Source organism: Sphingomonas insulae, assembly GCF_010450875.1.
Lineage (GTDB): Bacteria > Pseudomonadota > Alphaproteobacteria > Sphingomonadales > Sphingomonadaceae > Sphingomonas > Sphingomonas insulae.
On the sequence record NZ_CP048422.1, the window covers coordinates 2,784,990 to 2,795,900 of the forward strand.

General features: G+C 65.5%; 10 protein-coding genes. All 10 read right to left on the reverse strand.

Annotation, left to right across the window (positions count from 1 at the left end; genetic code table 11):
• Positions 1-3: 3 nt before the first annotated feature.
• Entirely contained in the window at positions 4-1,659 is a 1,656-nt protein-coding gene (locus tag GTH33_RS14860; protein ID WP_163959065.1) for a ribonuclease J, read from the reverse strand.
• 57 nt (positions 1,660-1,716) lie between these two features.
• Positions 1,717-2,496: a type III pantothenate kinase gene (locus tag GTH33_RS14865; protein ID WP_163959066.1), complete on the reverse strand. Its 780-nt coding sequence runs from the start codon at positions 2,494-2,496 to the stop codon at positions 1,717-1,719.
• Positions 2,497-2,506: 10 nt separating this feature from the next.
• Complete coding sequence (locus tag GTH33_RS14870) at positions 2,507-3,205, reverse strand: biotin--[acetyl-CoA-carboxylase] ligase (RefSeq protein ID WP_163959067.1); 699 nt, start codon at positions 3,203-3,205, stop codon at positions 2,507-2,509.
• Positions 3,202-4,656 (reverse strand): NADH-quinone oxidoreductase subunit NuoN, encoded by a 1,455-nt coding sequence (gene nuoN, locus GTH33_RS14875; RefSeq protein ID WP_163959068.1) that lies wholly within the window; start codon positions 4,654-4,656, stop codon positions 3,202-3,204. Before nuoN ends, GTH33_RS14870 begins: the two co-directional genes overlap by 4 nt.
• Complete coding sequence (locus tag GTH33_RS14880; protein WP_163959069.1) at positions 4,656-6,188, reverse strand: NADH-quinone oxidoreductase subunit M; 1,533 nt, start codon at positions 6,186-6,188, stop codon at positions 4,656-4,658. The genes nuoN and GTH33_RS14880 overlap by 1 nt, the downstream gene beginning before the upstream one ends.
• Positions 6,185-8,311, reverse strand: a complete 2,127-nt coding sequence (gene nuoL, locus GTH33_RS14885) for an NADH-quinone oxidoreductase subunit L (RefSeq protein ID WP_163959070.1) — start codon at positions 8,309-8,311, stop codon at positions 6,185-6,187. The genes GTH33_RS14880 and nuoL overlap by 4 nt, the downstream gene beginning before the upstream one ends.
• 5 nt (positions 8,312-8,316) lie before the next feature.
• Positions 8,317-8,622 carry an NADH-quinone oxidoreductase subunit NuoK gene (gene nuoK / locus GTH33_RS14890; protein WP_163959071.1) on the reverse strand — a complete coding sequence of 102 codons (306 nt, stop codon included), beginning with the start codon at positions 8,620-8,622 and terminating at the stop codon, positions 8,317-8,319.
• Positions 8,619-9,230: an NADH-quinone oxidoreductase subunit J gene (locus tag GTH33_RS14895; protein ID WP_163959072.1), complete on the reverse strand. Its 612-nt coding sequence runs from the start codon at positions 9,228-9,230 to the stop codon at positions 8,619-8,621. The genes nuoK and GTH33_RS14895 overlap by 4 nt, the downstream gene beginning before the upstream one ends.
• Before the next feature lie 43 nt (positions 9,231-9,273).
• On the reverse strand, positions 9,274-9,759 hold the full coding sequence (gene nuoI, locus GTH33_RS14900; protein ID WP_163959073.1) for an NADH-quinone oxidoreductase subunit NuoI: 486 nt from the start codon (positions 9,757-9,759) through the stop codon (positions 9,274-9,276).
• Positions 9,760-9,886: 127 nt separating this feature from the next.
• Positions 9,887-10,909, reverse strand: coding sequence for an NADH-quinone oxidoreductase subunit NuoH (gene nuoH / locus GTH33_RS14905; protein ID WP_163960103.1), 1,023 nt, complete (start codon positions 10,907-10,909; stop codon positions 9,887-9,889).
• Between the last annotated feature and the right edge of the window lie 2 nt (positions 10,910-10,911).

Genomic DNA, 10,911 nt, shown 5'->3' on the forward strand with positions numbered 1-10,911 from the left:
CAATCAGCCTTCGACGATCAATACGTCGACGATCGGCTTCTTGCCGGTCCAGCGCGTCGCGACCCGGCGCACGGCGAGGCGGATATCCTCGCGCCGGCGATCGAGTTCGCGCTTCTGCCCCTTCATCGCATCGGCCGCCGCTTCGGCGGCATCCTCGATGAAGGCGATGCGATCTTCCTCGACCGGCACGCCGTTGATGCGGATCTGCGGACGGCCGAGCGGCTGCCCGTTCCGCCCGATCGCCACCGCGACGGAAATCTGGCCATTGATCGCCAGTTTGCGCCGTTCGTTGATCGTCGATCCGTCGGCGGGCAGGATCACGTCGCCGTCGAGCACCAGCCGCCCGACACCGGCGTTGCCGATCTTCTCGGGCTTGCCGGGGATCAGGCGCAGGATGTCACCGTCGCTCTGCACCACCGTCTGCGGCACGCCTTCGGTCAGGGCGAAGCGGGCATGTTCCATCATGTGGCGCATCTCGCCGTGCACGGGGATAAGCGTCTGCGGCCGGATCCACTTGTACATCTGCGCCAGTTCCGGGCGACCGGGGTGGCCCGAGACATGGACGTGCGCCTGGCGTTCGGTGATCATCACCACGCCCTTGCCGGCCAGCGTGTTCTGGATCTTGCCGATCGCGACCTCGTTGCCCGGGATCTGCTTGGACGAGAAGATCACCGAATCGCCGGCGTCGAGCTTGATGGTATGCGATCCGTCCGCGACCCGGGCGAGCGCGGCGCGCGGCTCGCCCTGTCCGCCGGTCGCGACGATCAGCACCTTGTTCTTCGGCAGGCGCATCGCCGTGTCGGGATCGACGGTTTCCGGGAAGTCGGTGAGGTAGCCGGTGGCCTGCGCGACCTTCAGGATCCGGTCGAGCGATCGACCGGTGACGCACAGCTTGCGACCGGTTTCGCGCGCGACCTGACCCAGCGTGTGCAAGCGTGCCGCGTTGGAGGCAAAGGTGGTGACGAGCACGCGGCCCTTCGCCTTGGCAACCTGTTCCGCCAGCCCCTGGCGGACCGACGCTTCGGACCCCGACGCCTCCTTGTTGAACACGTTGGTCGAATCGCACACCAGCACGTCGACCCCGGCATCGCCGATGCGGGTGAGGTGTTCGGCGCTTACCGGCTTGCCGATGACCGGCGTCGGATCGAGCTTCCAGTCGCCCGTGTGGAAGACGCGGCCGGCCTTGGTCTCGATGACGAGCGCGTTCGGTTCGGGGATCGAATGCGACAGCTCGACGAAGCTGACGCCGAACGGGCCGATCTGCACTCCGGCGACGCCGGTCTGCTTGTTCGGCTGGATGACGCGCAGCTTGACGCGGTTGGCGTTGCCTTCCTCTTCCAGCTTGCCGCGGATCAGGCCGGCGGTGAACGGCGTGGCGTAGAGCGGCACGCCGAGGTCTTCGGCCAGATACGGCAGCGCGCCGATGTGATCCTCATGACCGTGGGTCAGCACGATGCCGACCAGATCGTCGATCCGATCCTCGATGAACGACAGGTCGGGCAGCACGATGTCGATGCCGGGATAGGCGGCGTCGGCGAACGTGACGCCGCAGTCAACCATCAGCCACTTGCCGGCGTGGCCGTAGAGATTGACGTTCATGCCGATCTCGCCGGAGCCACCGAGGGCGCAGAAGAGGAGCTCGTTGTTCTTAGGTGTCATTTATTACTTTCGTGAATGTCGTGGCGCCCGCAGGCCGATGGATGGCGCGAGCGCGTCTCAGCCAATATGGGCGTTTTGATACATGATCGCCAGCCCCTGGATGGTAAGGTCCGGCTCGATGACGTCGAACACGTCGGTATGCTGTTCGAAGAGCGTGGCGAGGCCGCCGGTGGCGATCACCCTGGCGGGCCGGCCGACCTCCGCCTTCATGCGCGCGACCAGCCCCTCGATCATCGCGATATAGCCGAAATAGACGCCGATCGCCATCTGATCGACGGTGTTGCGCCCGATGACGCTCTGCGTGGCGGGCGCCTCGATCGCGATGCGCGGCAGTTTGGCGGCGGCGCTGACGAGCGCATCGAGCGACAGGTTGATGCCCGGCGCAATGATCCCGCCCTTGTACGCCCCGCTATAGTCGCTGACGTCGAACGTCGTCGCCGTACCGAAATCGATGACGATCAGGTCGCCGTCGTGCAGCGCATGCGCGGCGATCGTGTTGACCGCGCGGTCCGCGCCCAGGCTGGCGGGCTCATCGACGTCGATGGTGATGCCCCATTCCACCGGCGCCCGGCCGGCGACCAGGGCATCGGTCCTGAAGTATTTCTGCGCCAGGACCTGGAGGTTGTGGAGCGCGCGCGGCACCACGGTCGCGATGATGACGGCGTCGATCTGGCTCCGCTCATAGCCCTCGAGCGCCAGCAACTGGCTGAGCCACACGGCATATTCGTCGGCGGTGCGGCGGGGGTCGGTGGCGATCCGCCAGCGCGCCTTGATCGCGCGCCCTTCGACCAGCGCGAACACGACATTGGTGTTGCCGGCATCCACGGCGAGCAGCATCGTCAATCCTTCAGGCCAGGAACACGTCGGCAGCGTGAATGACATGTCGCTCGCCGCCCGCCAAGCGCAGGATCAACGCGCCGTCCCGGTCGAGGCCGTCGAACAGCCCGTCATGCGCGCTGCCATCGGGCATGCGGGCGGTCAGCGCCGTGCCGATCGGATGCGCCGCGGCGAGCCAGGCGGCGCGCACGGCGGCGATCCCCTCGCCGCGCCAGCGCGCCAGCCAGCGCGCGAATGCCTCGGCGAGGACGTCGACGAACACCTCCGGCGCCACCGGAGCGCCATGCGCGGCAAGGCTGGTGGTCGGGCGATCCGGCAAATCGGGATGATGCGCCAGATTGACGCCGATGCCGACGATCACGGCATCGCCGCTGCGTTCGAGGAGGATGCCGGACAATTTGGCGCCGGTCACCAGCACGTCGTTGGGCCATTTCAGCTGCGCGGTTACGCCGAACACCCCCACCGCCTCGTGCAGAGCGACGGCGGCGGCGAGCGCCAATGTCGCCGCGGGCGGATCGCTCGGCCGCAAGCGCACCAACGTCGAGGCGGAGAGATTGCCGGGTGGCGACGACCATGCCCTGCCCTGCCGTCCGCGGCCCGCCGTCTGCCGATCCGCACGAAGCCACAGGCCTTCCTCCGCGCCCTGACGGGCGAGGAGCAGCAAGTCGGCGTTGGTCGATCCCGTCTCCGCGACGGTCCGAACCGTCAAATCGCCGGGAACAGCGCGCGGGCCGCCGCCATCGTCCAGCCACCGAGCAACGGAATGGCCAGATAGCCGAGCGGCGAGACGAACGCCGCGGTCAGCACGATCAGCCCGCCCTCGACGGGGCTGTTGCCCTTGACGAAGGCCGGCGCCGGTTCGTCGAAGTACATCGTCTTGACGACGCGCAGGTAGTAATAGGCGCCGATCGTCGAGGCCGCGATGCCGACCACCGCCAGGGGGAACAGCCCCGCCTGTACCGCGGCCGAGAAGACCGCGAACTTCGCATAGAAGCCGAACAGCGGCGGAATGCCGGCGAGGCTGAACATGAAGATCGCGAGCGCGGCGGCAAGACCGGGCCGGGTGCGCGACATGCCAGACAGCGCCGCGATCTCCTCGACCGGCTGACCGTCGTCGTCGCGCATCTGCAGCACCACCAGGAACGAGCCGAGCGTCATCGCGATATAGATCGTCATATAGACGAGTACGCCGGATATGCCCTCCGGCGTGCCGGCGGCGAGGCCGACGAGCGCGAAGCCGACGTTGTTGATCGACGAATAGGCAAGCAGGCGCTTGATGTTGGTCTGGCCGATCGCCGCGACTGCACCGAGGATGATCGAGGCGAGCGCTGCGAAGATCACGATCTGGCGCCACTGGTCCGTCGCCGGGCCCATTGCCTCGACCGCGACACGCACCGCAAGGCCCATCGCCGCGACCTTGGGTGCCGAAGCGAAGAAGGCCGTGACGGGGGTCGGCGCGCCTTCGTACACGTCCGGCGTCCACATGTGGAACGGCACTGCCGAAATCTTGAACGCGATGCCGGCGAAGACGAACACGAGCCCGAACAGCAGGCCCAGCGAATTCCCCTCCGCATAGGCTGCGGCGATACCGCCGAACAGGGTCGTGCCCGAGAAGCCGTAGACCAGGCTGATGCCATATAGCAGGATGCCGCTGGCGAGCGCACCGAGCACGAAATACTTCAGGCCCGCCTCCGCCGACCGCGTGTCGCGCCGCATGAAGCTGGCGAGGACGTAGGCGGAAAGGCTCTGCAGTTCGAGGCCGACGTACAGGGTCAGCATGTCGCCGGCCGATACCATCATGCCCATGCCGGCAGCGGACAGCAGGATCAGCACGGGATATTCGGGACGCAGATCGTCGCCACTGGTCCGCTGGAAGAAGTCCGGCGCCATCACGATGCCGACGGCGGCCGCGATGAAGATCAGGACCTTGGCGAACGCGGCGAAAGCGTCGGCGCGGTACAGTCCGTCGAATGCGGGCCCGCCGTAGCTGGCCGGGCCGAGCAGCGCGAGGCATGCACCACCCAGAATCGCGACCGCGGTCCACGACACCGCCCGCGTCGCGGCGGACCCGCCCCAGGCGGACACCAGCATCAGGACGATCGCGCCCAGCCCCAGGATCACCTCGGGCAGGGTCATGGCGAGATTGGCGGCGTAATCCATCAGTGCGCGTTTCCGTGGGCGGCAGCATGCGCCGCGGGAATGGGTTTGCCGGCGGTCGGCTGCGAATCGCTGACCGGCGTGGCGCGATCGATCCGGGCGAGCAGCACGCCGACGTCCTTGCGCATCGGCGCGAGGAAGCTTTCGGGGTATACGCCCATCCATAGCGCCACCGCCGCAATCGGGGCGAGCAGCCACAATTCGCGGTGCGACAGATCCTCCATCGCGGCGACGTCGTCGGACTTGATCTCGCCGAACACGACGCGGCGATACAGGTACAGCATGTAGGCAGCGCCCAGGATGATGCTGGTCGTGCAGAGCAGCGCGATCCCGGTCGACACCTGATAGGCGCCCATCAGCGCCAGGAATTCGGCGACGAAGCCGCTGGTCCCGGGCAGGCCGATCGACGCCATCGTGAAGAACAGGAAGAACAGGGCATAGCGCGGCATGTTGATCGCCAGACCGCCGTAGCGGCTGATCTCACGCGTGTGCAGCCGGTCGTAGATGACGCCGACGCACAGGAACAGCGCCCCCGACACCAGCCCGTGGCTGAGCATCATGATCATCGCGCCTTCGATACCCTGACGGTTGAAGGCGTAGAGGCCGATGGTGACGATCGCCATGTGCGCGACCGACGAATAGGCGATCAGCTTCTTCATGTCCGACTGCACCAGCGCGACGAGCGAGGTGTAGATGACCGCGACCGCCGAGAGGCCGAAGATCAGCCACGTCAGCTGCCCGGACGCCTCGGGGAACATCGGCAGGCTGAAGCGCAGGAAGCCGTAGCCGCCCAGCTTCAGCAGCACGCCCGCCAGGATCACCGATCCCGCGGTCGGCGCCTGCACGTGCGCGTCGGGCAGCCAGGTGTGGACCGGCCACATCGGCATTTTGACCGCGAACGAGGCGAAGAACGCCAGCCACAGCCACGTCTGCACGTGTGCCGGGAAATCGTGGGTCTGCAATGCCGGAATGCTGGAGGTGCCCGCCGCATGCGTCATGTACAGCATCGCAACCAGCATCAGCAGCGAGCCGAGCAGCGTGTACAGGAAGAACTTGTAGCTGGCGTAGATGCGGTTCGCCCCGCCCCAGATGCCGATGATGAGGTACATCGGGATCAGGCCGGCTTCGAAGAACAGGTAGAACAGGTACAGGTCCTGCGCCGCGAACGTACCGATCATCAGCGTTTCGGTGAGCAGGAACGCCGCCATATATTCGGACACGCGGTTGGTGACCGAACGCCAGCTCGCCCCGATGCAGATCGGCATCAGGAACACGCTGAGCATGATGAGCATCAACGCAAAGCCGTCGATGCCGAGATCCCAGCCGAAGAAGCCGAGGCGCGGGCCGTGCTCGACGAACTGCCACTGCGCGCCGCCGATATCGTAATTTGCCCACAGCAGCACGCCGAGGGCGAAATCGAGCAGCGTTGCCGCCAGCGCCACCATGCGCGCGGTGGCGGCGGGTACGAACAGGCAGACGATCGCCGCGACCGCAGGGATCAGCAGCATGATCGAGAGGATGGGCAGCCCGCTCATTGTGCGATCGCCCAGGTGACGACGGCGGTCAGACCGATCAGCATGACGAAGGCATAGGTATAGACATATCCGTTCTGGAGCCGGCCGGCGACGCGGCTGGAGCGCTGCACCAGCCAGGCCGAGCCGTTCGGCCCGAACCGGTCGATCGTCTTCTCGTCACCGCGATGCCACAGGAAGCGGCCGATCGCGAAGGCGGGGCGGACGAAGAGCAGGTGATACAGCTCGTCGAAATAATATTTGTGGACGAGGAAGCGGTACAGGATGCGGAACTGGTCCGCGACCGCCGCCGGGAAGCTCGGCGCCTTGATATAGGCATACCAGGCGGTGAACAGCCCGAGCAGCATGGCGATGGTCGCCGACAGCTTGATCGGCGTCGGCACGCCATGCATCGCGTGCATGAGATGTTCGCGGAAGGCGATGTCGCCCTTCCAGAACGTCTCGCCCGCCTCCGGCTCGATGAAGAAGCCGTGGAAGACGAACCCTGCCGCGATCGCGCCGATCGACAGGATGACGAGCGGCACCAGCATCGGCCACGGGCTCTCGTGCGGGTGATAGCCGCCGGTGCCGGCGGGCATGTCGTGCTGCGATGCGCCATGGGTCGACGGATGATCGCCGGCATCCTCGGCCTGCGCCGGATTGCCATGCGCCTCGTCGGCGTGATGCGCATCGTGGCCGTGCGCATGATCGTCGTGGCCGTGGCCCTGCGCGTCATGCAGCGCGTGCTGGATATGCTCCGACGCGGCCCAGCGCGGCTTGCCCCAGAAGGTGAGGAACATCAGCCGCCACGAATAGAAGCTGGTGATGAGCGCGACGAGCACGCCGACGAACCACACGCCGGGCTCGCCCGCGGCCCAGCCCGCCTCGATGATCGCGTCCTTCGAATGGAAGCCGGCAAAACCGATCCCGAGCGGATTGCCGAACGCCGCCGGCAGGCCGACGCCGGTGATCGCCAGCGTGCCCATCATCATGCCCCAGAAGGTCAGCGGAATGCTTTTCCGCAGGCCCCCGTAATAGCGCATGTCCTGTTCGTGATGCATCGCATGGATGACCGAGCCCGCGCCGAGGAACAGCAGCGCCTTGAAGAAGGCGTGCGTGAACAGATGGAACATCGCCGCACCATAGGCGCCGACCCCCGCGGCGAAGAACATGTAGCCGAGCTGGGAGCAGGTCGAATAGGCGATGACGCGCTTGATGTCGGTCTGCACCATGCCGACGGTCGCGGCGAACAGGCAGGTCGCGGCGCCGACGAACATCACGACATGCAAAGCGGCTGGTGACGTTTCGAACATCGGCGACAGGCGGCACACCATGAACACGCCCGCGGTGACCATGGTCGCTGCGTGAATCAGCGCCGACACCGGGGTCGGCCCCTCCATCGCGTCCGGCAACCAGGTGTGGAGACCGAGCTGCGCGGACTTGCCCATCGCACCGACGAACAGCAGCAGGCAGAGGACTGTCATCGTGTCGACGCGCATGCCCAGGAAGCCGATCGTCGAACCGGCCATGCCCGGCGCCGCGGCGAGGATCGCGGGGATCGACACCGTGCCGAAGACGAGGAACGTGCCGAAGATACCGAGCATGAAGCCGAGATCGCCGACGCGGTTGACGACGAAGGCCTTGATCGCGGCGGCGTTGGCCGACGGCTTGCGGAACCAGAAGCCGATCAGCAGATAGCTGGCGAGGCCGACACCTTCCCAGCCGAAGAACATCTGGACCAGCGTGTCCGCGGTGACCAGCATCAGCATCGCGAAGGTGAACAGCGACAGATAGGCGAAGAAGCGCGGCTGGTCCGGGTCCTCGCTCATATAGCCCCAGCTGTAGAGGTGGACGAGCGCCGACACGCTGGTGATGACCACCAGCATGATCGCGGTCAGCTGGTCGACGCGGAGCGACCAGTCGACCGCCATGTCGCCGCTGACGATCCAGGTGAGGACCGGCACGACATGCGCCTCGCTGCTGCCGGCGAGGAAGCCGAGGAACACCGGCCAGGACAGCAGGCACGATGCGAACAGCGCGCCGGTCGTGATGACCTTCGCCGGGACGAAGCCGATCGCCTTGTTGCCGAGGCCGGCAACGATCGCCGCCAGCAACGGCAGGAACACGATGAAGAGGATGGAGTGCACCGTAATCAGCCCTTCATCCGATTGACGTCGTCGACCGCGATCGTGCCGCGGCCACGGAAATATATCACCAGGATCGCCAGACCGATCGCGGCCTCGCCCGCGGCGACGGTCAGCACGAACATCGCGAAGATCTGGCCGACCAGATCGTGGAGATATGCCGAGAAGGCGACGAGGTTGAGGTTCACCGCGAGCAGGATCAGTTCGATCGCCATCAGGATGACGATCAGGTTCTTACGGTTGAGGAAGATGCCGAGCACGCCCATCGTGAACAGGATCGCCGCGACGACGAGGTAATGTGTAAGGCCGATCACAGCTGGACCCCCTGGCCGATCGGTGGCTGGACGTTGCGCGTCGCGTCCTGCGGACGGCGCGCGTTCTGACGGCTGATGTTCTGGCCGCGCACCCCGCCACGCTGACGATGCGTCAGCACGATCGCGCCGATCATCGCGACGAGCAGGACAAAGCCGGCCGCCTCGAACACGAAGAGATAGCGCGTGTAGAGCAGCTGGCCCATCGCCTGGATATTCGGCACCGCCGTATCGATCGGTGCGATGCGCTGGCTGATCTTCAGGCCACCGGCGCCCCAGGCACCGATGCCGATCAGGATTTCCGCCGCCAGCGCGACCGCCAGTGCCAGACCCAGCGCCGCGTAGCGCGCGACGCCGGCGCGCAGCTGCGCGACCTCGATATCGAGCATCATGACGACGAACAGGAACAGCACCGCGACCGCACCGACATAGACGATGACGAGCAGCATCGCGATGAATTCGGCACCGACAAGCACCATCAGCCCCGCCGCGTTGAAGAAGGCGAGGATCAGCCACATCACCGAATGCACCGGATTGCGCGACGAGATCGTCATCGCGCCCGATCCGATCACCACGATGGCGAACAGGTAAAAGGCAATTGCCTGGATCACGATTGGGTCGGCCCCCTAAGCCCTGGATCGAGTGCGGCGCGCATTAACGATACGGCGCATCGGCGGCAAGGTTCGCCGCGATCGCGCTTTCCCAGCGGTCGCCGTTGTCGAGCAGCTTGGCCTTGTCGTAGATCAGCTCCTCGCGCGTCTCGGTCGAAAATTCATAGTTCGGCCCCTCGACGATCGCATCGACAGGGCAGGCTTCCTGACACAGGCCGCAATAGATGCACTTGGTCATGTCGATGTCGTAGCGCGTCGTACGACGGCTGCCGTCGTCGCGCGGTTCGGCCTCGATCGTGATCGCCTGCGCCGGACAGACCGCTTCGCACAGCTTGCATGCGATGCAGCGTTCCTCACCGTTGGGATAGCGGCGCAGCACATGCTCGCCGCGGAACCGAGGGCTGACCGGGTTGCGTTCGAAGGGGTAGTTGATCGTCGCCTTGGGCTTGAAAAAATACTTCAAGGTCAGGGCGTGCGCTTTCACGAACTCCCACAAGGTGAACGACTTGACGATCTGTGCGACGCTCAAGATCCGAATCCCAACACACGGTCGATCATCACGACCAACAATCCAATCCCGACGCCCGCAAGCGCCCGGTCACGCAACGCCTGCGGCCGAAAGCCGCGAGCGCTCAACCAGTCCGCGATCCCGCCCATCAATGGAGCGGCACGCGCATCAGCATCAACACGCCCGACACCAGGAACACCCACAGCAGCGACAGCGGCAGGAATATCTTCCACCCCAGCCGCATCAGCTGGTCGTACCGGTAGCGTGGCACCGTCGCCTTCACCCAGCTGAAGATGAAGAAGAAGATCAACATCTTGATGAAGAGGTTGATGATCCCCGGCACCCAGGTGAACGGCGCGAAGTTGAAGAAGGGGAGCCAGCCGCCCCAGAACAACGTCGCGTTGAGCGCGCACATCAGCAGCACGTTGGCATATTCGCCAAGCCAGAACAGCGCGAAGCTCATCGAGCTGTATTCCGTCTGATAGCCGGCGACGAGTTCGCTCTCCGCCTCGGTCAGGTCGAACGGTGCACGCTGCGTCTCGGCCATCGACGAGATCAGGAACACAACCGACATCGGGAACAGCAGCGGGTTGAGCACGAAACCGTTGATCGGCAGACCGTAGAGGTTCTGCTGCGCTAGCACGATTGCCGACAGGTTGAAGCTGCCCGCCCACAACACGACCGTGACGAGCACGAAACCGATCGCGACTTCGTAACTCACCATCTGCGCCGCGGCGCGCAATGCCGAATAGAACGGATATTTGGAGTTGGAGGCCCAGCCCGACAGGATGATGCCGTAGACGCCCAGCGACGAGGCGGCGAGCACGTACAGCAGCCCGACGTTGATGTCGGAGAGCACCACGCCGGCCCCGAACGGCACCACGGCCCAGACGATCAATGCGACCGTGAAGGTGATAATGGGCGCAAGGAGGAACAACGCCCGATTGGCGGCTGCCGGGACGATCGTCTCCTGCAGAAACACCTTCAGGCCATCCGCGAACGACTGGAGCAGGCCGAACGGCCCGACCACGTTCGGGCCGCGCCGCAGCGCCATGGCCGCCCAGATCTTGCGATCAGCATAGATGATCATCGCCACCGCCAGCATCAGCGGCAATGCGATCACCAGAATGCCGACGATCGTGGCGACGAACCACGCCCAATTGTACGACATAC